Raw genomic sequence first — 18,185 nt, forward strand, 5'->3', positions numbered from 1 at the left:
TATCATGACATGTTAGAGAAAAAAAGACTTAGGGTCTTAAGCTTCGAGCGGTTTGAACCATTCGATCAACTCACTTTCTCTACAAGCACACCAAAAGGGACGTCATCAGCAGTAAGGCCTTACTACAGTAATTGACGCCCCTCACATATTTCAAACATTATTCAATCGATTCGTCAAGGCTACGAGACCATCGAATCGCTTCGACGTAATATTGAGACCAATCCGAATCTGTGTTATGGAGTGGAATCGTCAACTGTTCGTAGGCGATCACATCCTCTAACAACTTTCGCAAACCATTCTGTTCACCGAGTAACGCTGCCTTAACAGGAGGCGCCACCGGAAGCTCTGCAATCAACGTTTGCATCGCCTCATCGAGAATGACGTCGAGTGATGAGAAGATCCCTGTAATGAATGCATCAAACGGTAATACATCTGTCAATGTATCCTCCGCAATCAACTCCATCATTTTTCCGCGGATGACACTCTGTTTGATCAGTTCTTTCGATTCAGAGGTCTGCATCTCCCGTAAGAGCATCAAATACGACCATCGTTTCAACTCATCTAGTCCGATTCGTGCGACGGCTTGCTCGATGGATTGAATGGTATGTCGACCTTTTTGATACACCGTATTGACCGTGCGGAGCATCTTATAGGATAAGTCGACACTTCGCTCAATTTGCGATGAGATCCGTCGGAAGCTCGGTTCCGGACGATCGAGCTCTTTCAACATTTCAATGAGCGTGTGACGTAACGGATGGACTTCGGCCCCATGCACCACGATGGGCCGACTAAAGAAGTATCCTTGAAACATCTTATATCCGAGTCGTTTCGCAATCTCGTACTCTGCGGGTGTCTCGATTTTTTCCGCCAAAAATTCGACTCGGTGTCCGAGCGCATCAATCAATTTTTGCTGCTGGTCTACCGGGGTCGCTTGATAGTCGATTTTGATGATGTCGGCGAGTCCAATCAATGGGCGATACTTCTCTTCAAATACGAAATCATCCAATGCAATTGTATAACCTTGACGTCTCAACGAGCGGAGAGACTGCAATACCTTTTCCGTCGGTTCGACATGTTCGAGCACTTCGACGACGAGCGATTGACGTGGTAGCAACGAAGGCACTTCCCCTTCAATCAACGTCTGAGGGAAGTTGATGAACGCACGCGTCCCTTCTGTCAATTCCCGAAAATTGAACACAAGGTAAGCGTTATGAATGACGTCAGCCGTTGCTAACGAATCATCTACATTCTCAAAAATATTATTTTCGCTGCGGCGATATAACAATTCGTAGCCGCAAACGCGTAATTGTTGGTCAAAAATTGGTTGTCGCGCAACGTAAACTTTCATTCCCTAATCTCCTTTACGGTAGTTCCCACCTTTATTATCGGTCTTCTCCCATATATTTTTTACTAGTCCCGGCATTTAGAAGCACGACAAATGACCCATATTTTCCGAAAGCAACAAAAAAACTCCCACACTTTCGTGTGAGAGTCATTCTTATTCTTTCATATCGCGAATGCTTAAGCGGTTGATCGCTTTTTTGAGCGCAAGTTCTGCACGACGGAATTCGAGTTCCGAGAGTTTCGTGTCTTGAAGACGACGCTCGGCACGAACTTTCGCCGCAGAAGCGCGGTCATAGTCAATCTTATCCGCCATTTCGGCTGTTTCAGCTAAGATCGTCACCGTGTCGGGACGAACTTCCATGAAACCGCCGCTGATTGCGATCAGCGTGCGTCCACCATCTTCGTGGCGCAGCTTGAGGACTGAGACGTCGAGTGGCGTCACCATCGGGATGTGCTTCGGTAAAATACCAAGCTCACCAGTGACCGATTTGGCGATGACCATTCGTGCGTCTCCTTCAAAGGCTGCACCATCCGGGGTGACGACGTTGACGTGAACAGTATTCATCGTCTAGTTTCCCCCTTCCGCGTAGGTCTTAGACCAACGTCTTCGCTTTTTCGATGACGTCTTCGATTGGACCGACGAGACGGAATGCATCTTCAGGAAGATCGTCGTGTTTACCTTCGAGGATCTCTTTGAAGCCGCGTACTGTCTCTTTGACTGGCACGTACGAACCTTTTTGGCCCGTGAACTGCTCAGCCACGTGGAAGTTTTGTGATAAGAAGAACTGAATACGACGTGCACGGTGAACCGTGAGTTTGTCGTCTTCAGACAACTCGTCCATCCCGAGGATAGCGATGATGTCTTGAAGTTCTTTGTAACGCTGAAGCGTCTGTTGAACGTTACGTGCAACCTCATAGTGCTCTTTCCCTACGATTTCAGGAGAGAGGGCACGTGAAGTCGATGCGAGCGGGTCAACGGCTGGGTAAATCCCCATCTCCGAAAGACGACGCTCAAGGTTTGTTGTTGCATCAAGGTGGGCGAACGTTGTTGCCGGAGCCGGGTCCGTGTAGTCATCGGCTGGTACATAAACCGCTTGAATCGAAGTTACCGATCCTTTTGCAGTCGATGTGATTCGCTCTTGAAGCATACCCATTTCAGTCGCAAGTGTCGGCTGGTAACCTACCGCCGATGGCATACGTCCGAGAAGGGCTGAAACCTCAGAACCTGCTTGTGTGAAACGGAAGATGTTATCAACGAAGAGAAGAACGTCTTGTCCTTGCTCGTCACGGAAGTACTCTGCCATTGTCAAACCAGTCAAGGCAACACGGAGACGTGCACCAGGTGGTTCGTTCATCTGACCGAAGACCATCGCTGTTTGCTTGATAACGCCTGAGTCCGTCATCTCGTGGAACAAGTCATTCCCTTCACGCGTACGCTCACCGACTCCTGCGAATACAGAAATCCCGCTGTGCTCTTGCGCGATGTTGTTGATGAGTTCCTGGATGAGGACGGTTTTCCCTACACCGGCACCACCGAAGAGGCCGATTTTACCACCTTTGATGTATGGTGCGAGAAGGTCGACGACTTTAATCCCTGTTTCAAGGATTTCAACTTTCGTTGACAATTCGTCAAATGTTGGCGCTTGACGGTGAATCGGTGCACGAAGCACGTCAGCTGCCACTTCTTTATCATCGATCGGGTTACCGAGAACGTTGAAGACACGTCCAAGTGTCGCTTCTCCAACTGGTACCGAAATCGGTGATCCTAAGTCAAGTACTTCCATACCGCGGCGAACGCCGTCAGTTGAGTCCATCGCAATCGTACGGACCGTGTCGTCACCAAGGTGAACAGCTACTTCGAGCGTCAAGTCGACACTAACATCGTCCGCTGTCGCTGCCACGTGTGTGACTTTGAGAGCGTTGTAGATGTTCGGTAAGTGGTTGTCGAACTTTACGTCGATAACTGGGCCCATGACTGCGACTACGCGGCCTTTCATGCCGTATTCGTTCATCGTGTTAGCCTCCTACAATCTAGAGGGCGTGCGCTTATTCAAGCGCCGACGCACCTCCGACAATCTCTGTGATTTCTTGTGTGATCGCTGCTTGACGCGCGCGGTTGAATTTGAGTTTGAGTCCGCGAATGAGTTCATCCGCATTGTCTGTCGCACTCGACATCGCCGTCATCCGGGCTGCGTGCTCTGACACTTTCGCATCGAGCAATGCGCCGTAGATGAGTCCTTCCGCATAACGTGGGAGGAGCGCCGCTAAGATCGTTTCTTCTTCTGGTTCGTATTCATACATCACATTGGATGCGGACTGTTCGATATCCCCGAGCGGGAGCAATTGTTGAATCTTCACTTCTTGGCTGATGACCGAGATGAACGAGTTGTAGCAAAGCTTCAATTCATCAATCTCGCCCTCGCTGAAGGCACCCACCGTCTGTTTGACGATTTCTGCGACTTCAACAAAAGTTGGTTGGTCGTTTAGCCCTGTCATCGCGCTATACACCGGAATGTTGCGTGACTTGAAGAACTGGACACCGACTTTCCCGATTACGTAAAGACGATACTCATCTGTTGATGTGTGCTTGTCTTTGAGTTCACGGTACACGTCACGCAAGACGCTGGCGTTGTATCCACCTGCGAGTCCGCGGTCTGACGTGATGACGATATAACCAGTCCGTTTGACGGGACGTACTTGAAGCATCGGGTGTGTCGCGCCTGATGTACCACCGGCGATCGACGAGATGACTTCTTGCAACTTGTCCATGTACGGCTTGAAGTTGGCGTTGTTCCCTTGGGCCCGGTTCAACTTCGATGCCGACACCATGTTCATCGCTTTCGTGATTTGCTTCGTGCTTTGGGTCGAGGTGATCCGCATCTGGATCTCACGTAATGATGCCATTTCGATTCACCACCTTAATAGACGCTCGTCACCGGATTAAACCGATGGCGAGAACGTCTTTTTGAATTCCGTAATTGCGTCGACCATTGCCTCGTCTGAAGGAAGGTTTCCTGTCTGACGGATTTCACGGCAGAGGTCTTTACGGTTTTGGTCGAGCCATGCGTTCATTTCTGTTTCGAAACGACGGATGTCTGTGACTGGGATGTCATCGAGATGACCTTTCGTGAGTGCGTAGATGATGATAACTTGCTTGTCTACAGAAAGCGGTGCGTTCAAGTCTTGTTTCAAGACTTCAACCGTACGCTGACCACGGTTCAACTTCGATTGTGTCGCTTTGTCGAGATCTGATCCGAACTGAGCGAACGCTTCGAGCTCACGGTAAGACGCGAGGTCAAGACGAAGTGTACCAGCAACTTTCTTCATCGCTTTCACCTGTGCCGAACCACCAACACGCGATACCGAGAGACCTGCGTTGATCGCTGGGCGTACCCCAGAGAAGAAGAGGTCCGACTGAAGGAAGATCTGACCGTCTGTGATCGAGATAACGTTTGTCGGGATATATGCTGAGATATCCGATGCTTGTGTCTCGATGAACGGAAGTGCTGTCAATGAACCACCGCCGAGTTCGTCGTTCAACTTCGCTGCACGCTCAAGAAGGCGTGAGTGGAGGTAGAAGACATCCCCTGGGTAGGCTTCGCGGCCTGGAGGACGACGGAGAAGGAGCGAGAGCTCACGGTAAGCTGCCGCTTGTTTCGAAAGGTCATCATAAACGACGAGGACGTGTTGTCCGCGATCCATGAAGTACTCACCCATCGATACCCCTGCGAATGGTGCGAGGTAAAGAAGTGGTGCCGGCTGTGATGCCGATGCCGAAACGACGATTGTATAGTCGAGCGCTCCGTTTTGACGAAGCGTCTCTACTACGCCACGTACAGTCGATTCTTTCTGACCGATAGCAACGTAGATACAAATCATGTTCTCTTCTTTTTGGTTGATAATCGTATCGATGGCAACAGATGTTTTACCTGTCTGACGGTCACCGATGATGAGCTCACGCTGACCACGACCGATTGGAACGAGGGCGTCAATCGCCTTAATTCCTGTTTGAAGTGGTTCGTGAACCGATTTACGTGCCATAACGCCGTAAGCTTTACGCTCAATCGGGTTATACGTGTCAGTTACGATTGGTCCAAGACCATCGATTGGTTGTCCGAGTGGGTTGACGACACGTCCGAGGAGTGCCTCACCAACTGGAACTTCCATGATACGACCTGTACGTTTGACAGAGTCGCCTTCTTTAATACCTTTGTAATCGCCAAGGATGATAATCCCGACGTTACCTTCTTCTAAGTTTTGCGCCAAGCCCATTACGCCGTTAGAGAACTCTACGAGTTCCCCCGCCATAACGTTATCGAGTCCGTGTGCACGAGCGATACCGTCACCTACTTGAATGACTGTACCTGTCTCGCTGACTTCGATTTCAGAACCGTACGAAGCGATTCGTTCTTTTAGCAGGGCGCTGATTTCTTCAGCTTTGATTGTCATTGAATTCACCCCTATTTCTTACGCATTCAACAATTCACGCTCAAGGCGTGTAAGTTTCGTTTCGATCGTATCATCGTACGTCGTGTATCCGACTTGGACACGGAGTCCACCGATGACTTCTTCATCGACGACGTTCTTCAATTGGAGCGTCTTCCCGAGCTTCTGTCCGAAGACGAGTTCGACGTCTTTCAAGTCTGTTGCCGACAACGGGTAGGCGCTTGTGACAATACCCTCTGCAATCCCACGGTAGTCGTTGATCAATTCGCGGACGTAACGTGGCAATGCGCGAACCTCTGCCGCACGGTCGTTTTCGACCATGACGAGAAGTGTGTTCACGACAATCGCCGTCATATCACCAAAGCTGTCTTTTAAAAGCTGTGCAAGCTCGCTGTCACTGACTGCCGGATTCGTTAAGAGATCCATGAGCTCAGGAGTCGCGTGGAGCACTTCATCGAGCAGACGCACTTCCGCTTCGACTTGGTCGAGCGTGCCTTGTTCCCGCGCTAAGTCGAAGAGCGCTTTGGCATAGCGTTTTGCTAGTGATGCGTTCATCAGTTCGCACCTTTCGCTTTAGACAGGAAGTCTGTGACGAGGGCACGTTGTTTCGCTTCATCGCCTTTAAGGTCTGATTGAAGGACGTGGCGTGCTGCCGAAAGCGCCTGTGTGACGACTTCCGTTTGAAGAGATTGTTTCGCAAGCTCACGCTCACGCTCAATCGCTTTCTCTGCCTCGATTTTAATTTGTTCGGCTTCCAAACGCGCCTGCTCCACCAAGCGTGCTTGTTCTGCTTCTGCTTGTCGACGGCTTGCGTCGAGCATTTCTTTTGACTCAGTACGTGCTGCACTGAGTGCGTCACGTTGTTCAACGACATAATGTTCCGCATCTTTGCGGCTCTTTTCAGCGAGTTCAATTTCGTTCGCTACATACTCTTCACGCTGTCTCATCATTCCAAGGAGTGGTCCCCAAGCAAATTTCTTCAACAGGGCCAAGAGTACGAGGAATGTGAAAATTGTAAAGATCATATCCAGAATGCGGAGGCCTTCGCCGCCAGCACCAGCTGCAATCATCATCGTATCCATGCATACCCTCCTCTTGACTAAATAAGTGAGGGAGACGTGCTCCCTCTCATGCTATTCTCGTTAACTCGGAATCAAGAGTTGAGGAGAAGGAAACCGACAGCCACACCGATGATCGGGAGGGCCTCAACCAAACCGATACCGATGAACATTGTTTGACGAAGTTCGTTTTTGAGTTCTGGTTGACGTGCTTGTCCTTGTACTGTTCCGTATACGATCAAACCGTTACCGATACCAGCTGCGAGTGCTCCAAGTCCGATAACAAGTGCTGTTGCGAGAAGATTAAGTTGTTCCATTGTGTATATTCCTCCTAAAAGTTAAGTAAATAATTTGTTTGTAACGCTTTGGCGAGATGTCCGAATCAATGTTCGGCCGAAGCTTTGTGCCCGATGTACACCATTGCAAGCGTCAGGAAAATGTAGGATTGGATAACCCCGATAAAGATTGAGAAACCTTGCCATAGAATCATTGGGAAGACCGCAAAGATTGCACCGAGCGGGTTGAGTGCGCCTTCGGCTGTAATCGCGAGTCCCAAGATGATGGTAATCATGATTTCACCGGCAAAGATGTTACCGTATAGACGCAAACCGAGCGTCAACGTGTTCGCAAACTCCTCGATCAATTTGATCGGAAGCAAGAACCAGACTGGTTTTACGAATTCCGCTGAATAGTGCTTGAACCCGTGTAGCTTCACCCCGTAATAGTGCGACATTGCAACGACGAGTGTCGACAACGCCAAGGTTACGTAAGGATCGGCCGTCGGTGAGTTGAACCACAAATAGTGTCCGGAAATGACGTTAAACGGTAGACCCATCAAGTTTGAGAAGAGAATGAACAAAATCAACGTCATCCCAAATCCAATAAAGCGTCCTCCTGTCTTCCAGTCCATCGCACTTGCGATGATTCCACGTACGAACTCCGCGAAGAATTCCATGAAGTTTTGTTTGCCAGTCGGCTTCATTGCCAAACGTCTTGTCCCCCAAATGGCGAATACGAAGACGAGTAACGCTGCAACTAGCACTGTAATGACGTTCGTCCAGCTCCCGTATAACGTATAGTCCCCAAAGTGCAGAGAATATGTGGGAAACTCATGACCCATTAATATTCACCTCTTTTCCTGCTGAGCTGGGCAAGTGTAAACTCGCCAAATTGTATGATGTGGCCGGCGATTAGACCAGTTACCACCGCGATGACGGACACTCGATCCTCGTAGAGAAGACCGACTATCACTGCTAACGCACCGACCGCCATTCTTGAAACGGTCCCGTGCGACTTTGGTCGTCGTCCATGCTCGATGACGTCATACATGCGTATGACACTTCGATTCTGCATATGTAGAATGATGAGACTTCCGACCCCACCGATGAACAATCCGAGAAAAACGGCTTTGTACATCGGGACGATGAAGGCGCCAACTAACAAAATTGCAAACCAGACGGTAAACCATTTCGTATAACGCTTCATCAACTCTTTTTGTGCTTTTCTGTCTGCTTGAATCGTATTCATTCGTCCTCTCCTGTCAATAAACTCCGAAGGGTGAGAACTAGCGCCGTAACCCCGAACACGAGTCCAAGGATAATCGACACATTCCAACCAAACGTGCCCCAAAATTCACGTCTTTCGCCGTACTGTCCGACGAGATAACCGATGACGATCGGTCCAGCAAGTGCTGTCGAGATTTGTGAAGCGAGTGAGGCATAGGATAGATAACGATTGTCTTTTTTCGCCATCCAAATCCCCCTTTCGAGTCTCACGTACTCCCTTATCCTTCACGAATTCACACTCGCGTGACCATCAAAAGTCACACAAGTTCAGAGTAATAGAAATGGCATAAGAAGTCAATGAATTTCACAATTATAAAAGCGCTTTAAATCAAGTCGTATCAATAGTTTTACGCACTTCATAAACTAAACGATCGAGGCACTTTTTAAAGAAAGTGTGAAGAAACGTTGAAATAAAAATGTTGACTTTATAACATTTCACAAAAGGAATCAGATGAAGAATAGTTCAGTTATACCCCCACGTTTTGGAAAATTCAATCGGTAAACGCTTACGTTCACAAAGAGTTACGAAACGTCGGTTGACTTCATTTTGAAATCGTTTTCAACGTCCTGTATCAGTATACCGAGGATGTTTTTACCATGTCGAGCGATTTCGCCCATTTTTTTGTGAGGAATCTCATCCGGTTCAAAATCGCTTCCTCACCACTGGTTACATATCCGAAATAGCGGAATTCTATTTAAATAGGAAAGAATAGATATATTCCATCCTCGTTCGTCATTCTTCTCGCTCTAGTTTTGTGTCTATTTTGTGACATATGTAAATGATAAATATTTTTCGTGTCAATCGTCAAAAAAAAGCGAAAATCGCACAGGCGATTCTCGCTTTTAAGTCATTACTTCGTACCAAACAAACGGTCACCCGCATCCCCAAGTCCAGGAACGATATAACCGTGGTCATTTAATTTTTCATCGAGTGCAGCAAGATAAATCTCTACATCCGGATGTTCTGCTTGTACACGTTCTACGCCTTCTGGTGCTGCGCAGAGGCATGCCAACTTGATTGACTTCGCTCCGTGTTTCTTGAGTGATGCGATCGCATCAACAGCAGAACCACCAGTCGCGAGCATCGGGTCAACGACGATAAAGTCGCGTTCTGTGACGTCTGTCGGAAGTTTCAAGTAGTATTCGTGTGGCTCAAGCGTTTCCGGATCACGGTAAAGACCGATATGACCGACTTTTACGTTCGGCATCATTTTGAGGAACCCATCCACCATACCAAGTCCTGCACGTAAAATAGGGACAATTCCCAATTTCTTACCGGCAATCATCTTTTGCGTGGAAACAGAGACCGGTGTCTCGATTTCTACGTCTGTTAGGGGTAGGCTGCGCGTGATTTCGTATGCCATAAGTGAAGAAACTTCGTCGACGAGTTCACGGAACTGTTTCGTCCCCGTCTCTACTTTACGCATAATCGTCATTTTGTGCTGAATCAAAGGATGGTCATAAACATGTACTTTTCCCATCTTGCTTCACTCCTCTCTCATTCTCTCTCGAGCATTGTACCCTAAGTCTGTTGAGATGGGTAGAGTCAACTTCTAATTTATCAAAGGTCAGACGCCACTTATGGCTGATTGATCTGGAAATAGTCATTGGCTGGAAGTTCATACGATTGTGATGTGTGTGGATCGACTAAATAGAGTTCTGTTTCCGTTTTCCATACATCAAAGGATTGCTCGGTCAATTCTTCATACAGATGCAAGTCTCCGATTTTGAAAGCTACAGACGGTTTTTCATGCGGCTGAATATGAGACAAAGCGTCAAACAATTCTTGCGTTTTCGGTCCGTCTAACCAGATTGTATCTTGATCCGATTCAAAAACGGCCAGGCGCGTCTCTCCTTCGGCGGGGCGCGTGGACATCTTGTTTGTCACAGGACGGCGGACATGCCCCCAGATTTCGAGGACCGTTCCATATGTTTTCGATAACGACAACGACGTCTCTTCAGCCACATCTTCTTCAATCGGTTGATCCGATAAGATGATGCGTTTCATGAGTTCGCGGTGATCTCCTTTTAGTGAGAGCTCTTCTTCTTTCGGGTCGACTTTCATGTAAGGAGCCTCATACATATTCGGAAGGACGAGTTGTCTGAGCGAGGGCGCGTCTCCGATTTGAAGGGTGAGACGATCATCGGCTCGCCTCGTCAAGAAGACATACCCTTCATTTTCTCCGCTTTGAAACGGGTATAGTTTCGGTTCAATGATTGGGTCAAGTGTGCGTCCGTTTCGAATCGTCTCGAACGTCACATAGATTGCCCCCGTATCTGGCGTCTTATAACGAAAAGCTGAATCGGATATCACTTCTTCATGCGTCTCGTTCAAGTTGAACGTACTGGTCACCGCTTTAAGGTCGTCGATACGCTCAAACTCAATCGTCGAAACTACGTTCGACTCTTGAAACCGCTCTGGCTCGAGCGCTTCATACGCTTGAATGGGCTCCACAGCAAATGTTCGCTCCATCAACTCATTGCTGTTCGCACAAGTGACATAACGTTCATCTCCCGCCGCAAAATATTTCACTGTTTTGGAGCCGAGTACTTCATAGAGCGGATGATGAAACGTCACTTCCGCCACCATGGCTCGTCGCTCGGGCAAGACATCTGTCGGACGACGCTCACAGTATGTAAGTAGTTTCTCTTGTGTTTGTTTCGTTAATAATATCTCAGGATCTTGCTCGACTCGATAGGAAGACAAAGGACGTAATTCGATTGCGTTCAACGTCTCGGCACCACATCCACTCAACAAGATACAACTGAGTAAGATTCCCCAATACGTATGCATTGATGTCCCTCCTCATTCCCAATTAGGTGGAAACCACCTAAATTTTTCTTGTACATCATAACATATAACCTATTTTTGTGATGATTTCAGAATTATTACGTTTCTGATGATTTGATAAAAGCGGTCCAATCCATTTTATGCCTCAACGTCTAGCCACAAAAAAAGAACTAATCCATCAAAAGATTAGTCCTTTTCGTCACACCATCAGTCGTTTTCTCGCTCATCTTCAGGTGAGTCATCTTGAGATGAGTCGTCCTGCGATTCACGGTCGACTTCAACAACCTCCCCTTTTTGATTCAGTTCAAGTTTGACAAGGTCGCCGACACGCGGGGTGTCATCATCGATTTCAGAACGTGCGACAAGTGGATATACGTTGTCTTTCCCATCGATTTTAATCGTGACTTCTTGATTTGTGAGTTTGACGAGCGTGCCGTAAATATATGCATCATCATCACCACTCTCACGGTCCACTTCCTTCACTTCATCATCTCGGTTCAATTCGAGTTTTACCCGGTCACCCACTTGCGGTGTATCATCATCGATTTCATGTGTCGCCGCTAAAGGGTATGTCGACTCTTTTCCATTGAAGCTGATGGTGACATCTTCTTTCGATAACTTCACGAGCGTCCCGTATAGTTCATAGTCGTCTCCATCCCCCACTCGCGCTGCTGACGAATCATCTGATGCGCTACTTGAGTCATCCGATGTAGCAGCGTCATCTGGGTTGTCCGTTGATTGATCGTCACTCGCTTGATTGATTGCTTGTGGAACAATGACCGTATCCGTCTGATTCCCGTTTACGTAAAATCCAATTCCAACAATTGCCATGACAGCTAATAATGCGCCGATAATCCAACCGATGCGTTTCATGTTTATTTCCTCCTCATGATGTGTTCTTCTTATTTTCATCATAAGCCTCTTCCGTGAGAGCATATTTAAGGCTTCATTAGAAGTTGATGAGAAAATGCGAAATATTCATCATCGAGTCAGGAAAAATATACTACCATCCGGATGATTCGATTTACTTCCGATCGTCCACTCATTCAAGTCCGCCACTTCTTTCGCAATCGCGAGACCAAGACCGCTCCCACTTCGATCGCGCGCTTCATCCAATCGATAGAATCGGTCGAACAGCCGATTCCTCACATCATCCGTTAGAACGGGTCCTCGATCGCGTACCTCAATCCGATCACTCTTTAAATGAAGGCTCGTCTCTTCCGCATACTTCAAACTATTGTCTAATAGGATGACAAGAATCCGCTGTAACGACTCACGATGACCGAACCAGCTTCCTGTAGCTTCAATAGGTAACTGGACGCCGTGCGACCGTACAAAACGTTCTCCTATGGATTCCCCAAGTTCAGCTAAATCGATTTCTTCTCGCTCTACCTGTTCGAGTGCAGTGAACCGATTCAATTCGAGCATCGGTTCAATCAAATCATGTCGCATTTGACGCGACTCCGTTAAAATATGGTCGATCGCTTCGGCACGTACACTCTCATCTTCTTGTCCCCACCGTTGTAATAACTTCGCATAGCCCTCGATGACGGTCAACGGTGTCTTGAGTTCATGTGAAACATCGGCGACGAAACGACGTTGTTGCTCCATCGTCCCTTCGACTCGCTCGATCATATGATTAAATCCGTTCGAAAGGGTCGTCACTTCATCCTTTCGGTCAGCCACTTCGATCGTCTCTAACTTACCGGACTCCGTGATCCGCTCCATCGTCTCTGTCAATCGGCGTAACGGTGACAAACCTTGACGTAATATCCACCACGTCCCGAGGAACGTCAAGAGAACGGCAAGAAAGAACATGACGAGAAAAATGGTTGCGAGCGCTTGAATCGTATTGCTCACATCTCGATCCTGAAAGCCGAACGCTAGTCCATCCGTCGTCGCGACCACAAACCAATCATCGATGAGGGCCGGTTCCCCGTAATTGATGGGAAACGTCGTTCCGTCCGGCACTTCTCCCCCGATTATTCCCCATTCGCCGTTTTCTTGACGTTCTAACACGACACTGTCCTCATGAAGCGACAATACCGCATCGCTATTCCGGACATCTTCTTCTAATAGATTTAACGCCTGCAGTAACACGTCAAAACGCGAATCGACAATTTCCTGCCTGGCGACGAACCAGGTCACGCCAAAGGAGACGAGAAGAAGCAATAACATGAACCCCGTCATCGCCCATGCAATTTTTGTTCGCAGCATCGGTCACTCACCACGCTTCAACATATAGCCGACACCGCGAACCGTTTGAATCCAAGAGCCGGTCAGTTTTTTCCTGACGTATCGGACATACACGTCCACGACGTTCGTATCCCCATAGTAGTCGAATCCCCACACGTGTTCGACGAGTTGGTCACGCGTCAATACACGCTCCGGATTCTCTAAAAAGAAAACCAACAAGTCAAACTCACGTCGAGTCAAATCTACTTTCTTTCCGTCACAATATACTTCATGACGATTCACGTCGACAGTCAATGTCTCGTACGTCAACACCTGTTCGGAATGGTCTTGACGAACAAGCTGGCGCATTCGTAAAAATGCCCGAATCCGTGCGAGCACTTCTTCTATTTCAAATGGTTTCGTGATGTAATCATCTGCGCCAAGATCGAGTCCACTCACTTTGTCGTATCGATCGCCACGGGCCGTCACCATCAGAACGGGTAACAAAGGTCGCTCTTCTTTCAGACGACGGACGACCTCGAGTCCACTCATTTGAGGCAACATCACGTCAAGCAACACGAGGTCGACATCGTCAGCGAGCGCTCGTTCCAAACCGGTACGACCGTCTGTCGCCACCATGACCGCATACCCCGCGTGCTTCAATTCCAACTCCAGTAATCGCGCAATCTTCGAATCATCTTCTACGACGAGAATCGTCTGCATCCTGCTCACTCCTTTGAAAAAACGCCGAGCGGTTCGCTCGACGTATTGTTATTCAATTCCCGAATTCAATCCGCAAAAAACAGGCGAACGCCTTCTGGAATGGCTTGCTCGATTCGTCTTTCTAAATCATCTTCCCATTCATCCCACGTCGTATCGACTTGTTCCATCTGCTGTTCGACTTCCAGCGCCGCTAGCGATAGTTGCGACAGGCTAGATTGTCCAGGTGAAGTGAAGAATAAAAATCCGGCAAGTCCGATTCCCATGAGTCCGATTGCTAATAAAGTTGTTCCAATGGTTTTCATTAAACGTTTCATGCACGCATCCCTCCTACCTCGAATCATACGACAGGAAAACGAGAAATCGTGGTGTACTCCATTAGAATTTCATGAGAAAAGGTGCTACTTCCGTAGCACCTTACTCTTCGAGCACGGACTTCGCAATCGGTGCCCAATACGTCCCTTCCATCTCTGAAACGGTCGTCAATGTTTCACGATAAGCCGGGTCATTCGCTTTTTTCTCGGCAATCCCTTTCATCCAAAGGACATCCGCCTTATAACCGGATTCCGGATACGACTCGATATAAGCCGCATAGTCCGCAATGTCTGCTTGTCCTAACTTATTGTCGACAAGAAGTCGATAAAATCCGACTGCTTGTTCTTGTCCGACTTTCGCTTTCCCGTCTAATAGGCGGTCGGCTTTTTCATACTGTTTGTCTTGGACGAGTGCTTCCACCTCGGTCAGCGGTACGACATCCGTTGAGGTGTCCGGTGCTTCTTCAGTCGATTCCTCTGGCTTCTGTTCGTCCGAATCTTGAAGTTTCTCATTCTCTTTTTCGAGTCGTGCGACCTCTGCCTCGAGTTCTTCAAGACGTTCCGCGAGCGCTTCTTCTTCTGTCACCGTCTCGACAACGACTTCGTCCGGTTCGTCCGGCGTGACGACTGGCGGTTCGGAATCTGGCCAAAATACGAGCGCTACAGCTGCAAGACCAACGACAAGCGGGAGTCCGAGCCATTTCTTATCGAACTTGAACGCCTGTCGCCATTCGGTTAAATCCGAATGTTGGATGACAGCCGACGAGAACGAACGAAAGCGGCGCTTGGCCGCTTTTTTTCCGTTCGCCTTTACTTCTAGCGCAAGACCTAGTCGATGGAAAGCAGCAGGCACTTTCATCCCGAGGAGCGGCACGATTCGTTCACTCGCTTCTTCATAATAGCCATGGTCGAGGAGCGTCGTGATGACACCGAACTCACTGGCGACAAGACGGAAAGACGGATCGTATTCCCCTTTACGAGCCAACCATTCTGTCATATCGAACAATGGAAGTTCGGATAGCTCTCGTTCTGCTAGTGTCCGAATATCCATTGACTCAGCCTCGTTCAGGGTAAAGCGGGAACTTCGCCGTTAACAATCGCACGTCTTGAAGTGCTTCCGCGATTACCGCCTCGTCTTCATGTTGTTTGAGCACACGCCCGATGAGACGTGCCACTTCTTTCATATCCGTTTCTTTGAAACCACGAGTCGTCATCGCAGCCGTTCCGAGACGGATTCCGCTTGTGACGAACGGTGATGCCGGGTCGAATGGAATCGTGTTTTTATTGACTGTGATTCCCGCTGCATCTAGTGCATGCTCAGCCGCTTTACCTGTGATGTCGATTCCTCGAAGATCGACGAGCAAGAGGTGATTGTCCGTTCCGCCCGATACGATTCGGAGTCCCTCTTCTTCAAGACCTGCCGCAAGTGCTTGCGCATTCGCAATGACTTGACGTTGGTAATCTTTGAATTCCGGTTGGAGTGCCTCACCGAACGCGACCGCTTTCGCTGCGATGACGTGCATGAGTGGTCCACCTTGAATCCCTGGGAAAATCGACTTGTCGATCGCTTTGGCGAACTCTTCTTTACAAAGAATCATTCCGCCACGTGGTCCACGAAGCGTCTTATGCGTCGTCGTCGTGACGAAGTGCGCATGCTCGACCGGGTTCGGGTGAAGCCCCGCTGCCACGAGTCCAGCGATGTGCGCCATATCGACCATAAGGTAAGCATCGACACTGTCCGCGATCTCACGGAATTTCGCGAAGTCGATCGTACGTGGGTATGCTGATGCTCCCGCGACAATCAATTTCGGCTTATGTTCTTTAGCAAGTGCAGCGACGACGTCATAATCGATGTGTTCTGTCTCTTTGTCTACACCGTATTCGACGAAGTTATATTGCACACCTGAGAAGTTGACCGGACTCCCGTGCGTCAAGTGACCACCATGAGACAGGTTCATTCCGAGAACCGTATCTCCTGCTTCAAGCACCGTGAAGTAGACCGCCATGTTCGCTTGTGCACCCGAGTGTGGTTGTACGTTCGCATGTTCTGCACCGAACAATTCTTTCGCACGGTCACGCGCCAAGTTCTCAGCGACGTCGACAAACTCACAGCCACCATAGTAACGGCGTCCCGGATATCCTTCGGCATATTTGTTCGTCAATACGCCTCCTTGCGCTTCCATGACCGCTTCTGAAACAAAGTTTTCTGAAGCGATGAGTTCGATGTTGTCGCGCTGACGACCGAGCTCGTGTTGCATTGCCTCAAACAATTCCGCATCCTGCACTTTCAACTTCGTCGTGTTTACCATGTGAAGACCCCCTCTAAATGTCTAAAAATCAACACCCCCATCGTACCACACGCTTGTTTTTTTGGGTATCGCAATAATCTGATGAAAAGTTGGGTATCATTAATAGGAATGTAACTGTGAGGAGGCCACTTATGATTGAGACAAAAGAACTGACGATTACACCGTTCGAACGGACACGAACGATCCGAATTTACACACCTGCCGACTATGAGACATCCGAAAAACGATATCCGGTCCTCTACATGCACGATGGACAGAACTGCTTTGATGACGAGGATGCGAGCTACAATATGAGCTGGCGCGTCGGTGAATACTTAGATGCCTCGAAGCGCGACTTGATTGTCGTCGCCCTCGATAGTGCACCAGGCGAACAACGCCTCGATGAGTATGGACCATGGGAAAACCCTTATATCGGGGAGAGCTTGCTCGGTCGTGACATCGTGCTCGGCGGGCAAGGTTCCGCCTATATCGAATACATCGCGCAGGAATTGAAACCTCAAATCGATGCCGACTATCGGACGATCCCGGAAGCGACAGCGATGATGGGGAGTTCGATGGGTGGACTCATCTCGGTGTACGCAGCCTGTGTGTATCCAGACATCTTCAAACGCGTCGCTTCCCTATCCTCTGCATTTTGGTTCAACCAAACCGAGCTGGAACAATTGATTGAGGCGAGCGATTTGAAGGGAGTGGAACGTCTTTACTTGGACGTCGGCGCGAAAGAGGTCGAGGAACCGATTGAAAATGGGCCAACAAATGAAATGTATCGTGAGTCGAGCGAACGCGTGTACAACTTGTTAAAAGACAAGGTCGAGCACATCCGCTTCGAAGTGATTGAAGAAGGAGTTCACAATGAGCTCGCCTGGCGCGAGCGTTTCCCGATGGTCATCTCCTATCTATTCGGCGAAGAATTGTAAACTTGAGGTGAGTGTCCTTTGTTGACACTCACCATATTTTATTTTAAGTTGTATGTACAAACGTCGAGGAAAGGAGAATCTGATGGAACGTATTCAAGAAGAAGATGACATTCTGATGTATTGTCTTTATTTCACTGCCAGCCGCTTCGCGCGCAACATCTCAAAACTCGCCGATGAGGCAATCGATGGAGAATTGGCACCGTCTTACTACTACTTAATGCTCGTTGTGCATTTCCATCCCGGGATCACCCAAAAGGAATTGAGTGAACGCTTATCACTCGCCCCTTCAACGAGTACCCGTTTCCTCGATAAATTAGAGAAATCGGGATTGCTTCAACGCGACGTCATCGGAAAGCAATCGCATATCACGTTGACACCTTCTGGAGAGGCGACATACACAGCATTTCGTCAATCGCTCAAGACCCTATTTGCAAACTATGCTTCGATCCTCGGGAAAGAGGAAAGTGAACTTCTCAGCAAGACGTTGCACGAAGCAAATGAACAACTCGAAAAAAAATAAAATTTTTTACACCCTCATGTGTATAT

21 protein-coding genes are annotated in these 18,185 nt (G+C 48.5%); 2 read left to right on the forward strand and 19 right to left on the reverse strand.

The genetic code is table 11. The features are described 5' to 3' along the window. Nucleotides 1–157: 157 nt before the first annotated feature. From EAT1B_RS06490 to glyA, 19 genes are all read right to left on the reverse strand, one after another. Nucleotides 158–1,348, reverse strand: coding sequence for an EAL and HDOD domain-containing protein (locus EAT1B_RS06490; protein WP_012727353.1), 1,191 nt, complete (start codon nt 1,346–1,348; stop codon nt 158–160). A gap of 150 nt (nt 1,349–1,498) precedes the next feature. After that, a complete protein-coding gene (locus tag EAT1B_RS06495; protein WP_012727354.1) occupies nt 1,499–1,909 on the reverse strand; it encodes a F0F1 ATP synthase subunit epsilon in 411 nt (136 codons plus the stop codon). A gap of 28 nt (nt 1,910–1,937) precedes the next feature. Further along, nucleotides 1,938–3,356 carry a F0F1 ATP synthase subunit beta gene (gene atpD / locus EAT1B_RS06500; protein WP_012727355.1) on the reverse strand — a complete coding sequence of 473 codons (1,419 nt, stop codon included), beginning with the start codon at nt 3,354–3,356 and terminating at the stop codon, nt 1,938–1,940. Nucleotides 3,357–3,390: 34 nt separating this feature from the next. Next, nucleotides 3,391–4,248, reverse strand: coding sequence for an ATP synthase F1 subunit gamma (gene atpG / locus EAT1B_RS06505; protein WP_012727356.1), 858 nt, complete (start codon nt 4,246–4,248; stop codon nt 3,391–3,393). 36 nt (nt 4,249–4,284) lie between these two features. Next, nucleotides 4,285–5,793 (reverse strand): F0F1 ATP synthase subunit alpha, encoded by a 1,509-nt coding sequence (gene atpA, locus EAT1B_RS06510; protein WP_012727357.1) that lies wholly within the window; start codon nt 5,791–5,793, stop codon nt 4,285–4,287. Nucleotides 5,794–5,811: 18 nt separating this feature from the next. Then, nucleotides 5,812–6,345, reverse strand: coding sequence for a F0F1 ATP synthase subunit delta (locus EAT1B_RS06515; protein WP_012727358.1), 534 nt, complete (start codon nt 6,343–6,345; stop codon nt 5,812–5,814). Next, entirely contained in the window at nt 6,345–6,872 is a 528-nt protein-coding gene (atpF, locus tag EAT1B_RS06520) for a F0F1 ATP synthase subunit B (RefSeq protein ID WP_012727359.1), read from the reverse strand. The genes EAT1B_RS06515 and atpF overlap by 1 nt, the downstream gene beginning before the upstream one ends. Nucleotides 6,873–6,943: 71 nt before the next feature. Continuing rightward, nucleotides 6,944–7,165 carry a F0F1 ATP synthase subunit C gene (gene atpE / locus EAT1B_RS06525; RefSeq protein WP_012727360.1) on the reverse strand — a complete coding sequence of 74 codons (222 nt, stop codon included), beginning with the start codon at nt 7,163–7,165 and terminating at the stop codon, nt 6,944–6,946. 65 nt (nt 7,166–7,230) lie between these two features. Next, on the reverse strand, nt 7,231–7,968 hold the full coding sequence (atpB, locus tag EAT1B_RS06530) for a F0F1 ATP synthase subunit A (RefSeq protein WP_012727361.1): 738 nt from the start codon (nt 7,966–7,968) through the stop codon (nt 7,231–7,233). Next, nucleotides 7,968–8,375: an ATP synthase subunit I gene (locus tag EAT1B_RS06535; protein ID WP_012727362.1), complete on the reverse strand. Its 408-nt coding sequence runs from the start codon at nt 8,373–8,375 to the stop codon at nt 7,968–7,970. Before EAT1B_RS06535 ends, atpB begins: the two co-directional genes overlap by 1 nt. Further along, complete coding sequence (locus tag EAT1B_RS06540; RefSeq protein WP_012727363.1) at nt 8,372–8,599, reverse strand: hypothetical protein; 228 nt, start codon at nt 8,597–8,599, stop codon at nt 8,372–8,374. The genes EAT1B_RS06535 and EAT1B_RS06540 overlap by 4 nt, the downstream gene beginning before the upstream one ends. A 665-nt stretch (nt 8,600–9,264) precedes the next feature. Next, complete coding sequence (gene upp, locus EAT1B_RS06545) at nt 9,265–9,894, reverse strand: uracil phosphoribosyltransferase (protein WP_012727364.1); 630 nt, start codon at nt 9,892–9,894, stop codon at nt 9,265–9,267. A gap of 98 nt (nt 9,895–9,992) precedes the next feature. After that, nucleotides 9,993–11,207, reverse strand: a complete 1,215-nt coding sequence (locus EAT1B_RS06550) for a hypothetical protein (protein WP_012727365.1) — start codon at nt 11,205–11,207, stop codon at nt 9,993–9,995. Between the two features lie 204 nt (nt 11,208–11,411). Then, the gene (locus tag EAT1B_RS06555; RefSeq protein WP_012727366.1) at nt 11,412–12,077 is read right to left on the reverse strand and encodes a hypothetical protein; all 666 of its coding nucleotides are present in this window, start codon (nt 12,075–12,077) and stop codon (nt 11,412–11,414) included. A gap of 108 nt (nt 12,078–12,185) precedes the next feature. Beyond that, entirely contained in the window at nt 12,186–13,421 is a 1,236-nt protein-coding gene (locus EAT1B_RS06560; protein WP_012727367.1) for a cell wall metabolism sensor histidine kinase WalK, read from the reverse strand. Between the two features lie 3 nt (nt 13,422–13,424). Then, nucleotides 13,425–14,102 carry a response regulator transcription factor gene (locus tag EAT1B_RS06565; RefSeq protein WP_012727368.1) on the reverse strand — a complete coding sequence of 226 codons (678 nt, stop codon included), beginning with the start codon at nt 14,100–14,102 and terminating at the stop codon, nt 13,425–13,427. A gap of 65 nt (nt 14,103–14,167) precedes the next feature. Next, nucleotides 14,168–14,416, reverse strand: coding sequence for a hypothetical protein (locus tag EAT1B_RS06570; protein WP_012727369.1), 249 nt, complete (start codon nt 14,414–14,416; stop codon nt 14,168–14,170). A gap of 100 nt (nt 14,417–14,516) precedes the next feature. Continuing rightward, complete coding sequence (locus tag EAT1B_RS06575) at nt 14,517–15,464, reverse strand: hypothetical protein (protein ID WP_012727370.1); 948 nt, start codon at nt 15,462–15,464, stop codon at nt 14,517–14,519. Nucleotides 15,465–15,468: 4 nt separating this feature from the next. Then, nucleotides 15,469–16,722, reverse strand: coding sequence for a serine hydroxymethyltransferase (glyA, locus tag EAT1B_RS06580; protein WP_012727371.1), 1,254 nt, complete (start codon nt 16,720–16,722; stop codon nt 15,469–15,471). A 131-nt stretch (nt 16,723–16,853) separates the two neighbouring features. Here glyA and EAT1B_RS06585 point away from each other — a divergent pair, with 131 nt between their 5' ends. Both EAT1B_RS06585 and EAT1B_RS06590 read left to right on the forward strand, forming a co-directional pair. Next, a complete protein-coding gene (locus EAT1B_RS06585) occupies nt 16,854–17,639 on the forward strand; it encodes an alpha/beta hydrolase (RefSeq protein ID WP_012727372.1) in 786 nt (261 codons plus the stop codon). 82 nt (nt 17,640–17,721) lie between these two features. Beyond that, entirely contained in the window at nt 17,722–18,159 is a 438-nt protein-coding gene (locus EAT1B_RS06590) for a MarR family winged helix-turn-helix transcriptional regulator (RefSeq protein ID WP_012727373.1), read from the forward strand. The last annotated feature ends 26 nt before the right edge of the window (nt 18,160–18,185 follow it).

This window comes from Exiguobacterium sp. AT1b (genome assembly GCF_000023045.1).
Lineage (GTDB): Bacteria > Bacillota > Bacilli > Exiguobacteriales > Exiguobacteriaceae > Exiguobacterium.

Excerpts from the sequence above, each read along its gene's own strand:
- EAT1B_RS06490 (WP_012727353.1), bottom strand. The coding sequence starts at position 1,348 with ATGAAAGTTTACGTTGCGCGACAACCAATTTTTGACCAACAATTACGC.
- EAT1B_RS06495 (WP_012727354.1), bottom strand. The coding sequence starts at position 1,909 with ATGAATACTGTTCACGTCAACGTCGTCACCCCGGATGGTGCAGCCTTT.
- atpD (WP_012727355.1), bottom strand. The coding sequence starts at position 3,356 with ATGAACGAATACGGCATGAAAGGCCGCGTAGTCGCAGTCATGGGCCCA.
- atpG (WP_012727356.1), bottom strand. The coding sequence starts at position 4,248 with ATGGCATCATTACGTGAGATCCAGATGCGGATCACCTCGACCCAAAGC.
- atpA (WP_012727357.1), bottom strand. The coding sequence starts at position 5,793 with ATGACAATCAAAGCTGAAGAAATCAGCGCCCTGCTAAAAGAACGAATC.
- EAT1B_RS06515 (WP_012727358.1), bottom strand. The coding sequence starts at position 6,345 with ATGAACGCATCACTAGCAAAACGCTATGCCAAAGCGCTCTTCGACTTA.
- atpF (WP_012727359.1), bottom strand. The coding sequence starts at position 6,872 with ATGGATACGATGATGATTGCAGCTGGTGCTGGCGGCGAAGGCCTCCGC.
- atpE (WP_012727360.1), bottom strand. The coding sequence starts at position 7,165 with ATGGAACAACTTAATCTTCTCGCAACAGCACTTGTTATCGGACTTGGA.
- atpB (WP_012727361.1), bottom strand. The coding sequence starts at position 7,968 with ATGGGTCATGAGTTTCCCACATATTCTCTGCACTTTGGGGACTATACG.
- EAT1B_RS06535 (WP_012727362.1), bottom strand. The coding sequence starts at position 8,375 with ATGAATACGATTCAAGCAGACAGAAAAGCACAAAAAGAGTTGATGAAG.
- EAT1B_RS06540 (WP_012727363.1), bottom strand. The coding sequence starts at position 8,599 with ATGGCGAAAAAAGACAATCGTTATCTATCCTATGCCTCACTCGCTTCA.
- upp (WP_012727364.1), bottom strand. The coding sequence starts at position 9,894 with ATGGGAAAAGTACATGTTTATGACCATCCTTTGATTCAGCACAAAATG.
- EAT1B_RS06550 (WP_012727365.1), bottom strand. The coding sequence starts at position 11,207 with ATGCATACGTATTGGGGAATCTTACTCAGTTGTATCTTGTTGAGTGGA.
- EAT1B_RS06555 (WP_012727366.1), bottom strand. The coding sequence starts at position 12,077 with ATGAAACGCATCGGTTGGATTATCGGCGCATTATTAGCTGTCATGGCA.
- EAT1B_RS06560 (WP_012727367.1), bottom strand. The coding sequence starts at position 13,421 with ATGCTGCGAACAAAAATTGCATGGGCGATGACGGGGTTCATGTTATTG.
- EAT1B_RS06565 (WP_012727368.1), bottom strand. The coding sequence starts at position 14,102 with ATGCAGACGATTCTCGTCGTAGAAGATGATTCGAAGATTGCGCGATTA.
- EAT1B_RS06570 (WP_012727369.1), bottom strand. The coding sequence starts at position 14,416 with ATGAAACGTTTAATGAAAACCATTGGAACAACTTTATTAGCAATCGGA.
- EAT1B_RS06575 (WP_012727370.1), bottom strand. The coding sequence starts at position 15,464 with ATGGATATTCGGACACTAGCAGAACGAGAGCTATCCGAACTTCCATTG.
- glyA (WP_012727371.1), bottom strand. The coding sequence starts at position 16,722 with ATGGTAAACACGACGAAGTTGAAAGTGCAGGATGCGGAATTGTTTGAG.
- EAT1B_RS06585 (WP_012727372.1), top strand. The coding sequence starts at position 16,854 with ATGATTGAGACAAAAGAACTGACGATTACACCGTTCGAACGGACACGA.
- EAT1B_RS06590 (WP_012727373.1), top strand. The coding sequence starts at position 17,722 with ATGGAACGTATTCAAGAAGAAGATGACATTCTGATGTATTGTCTTTAT.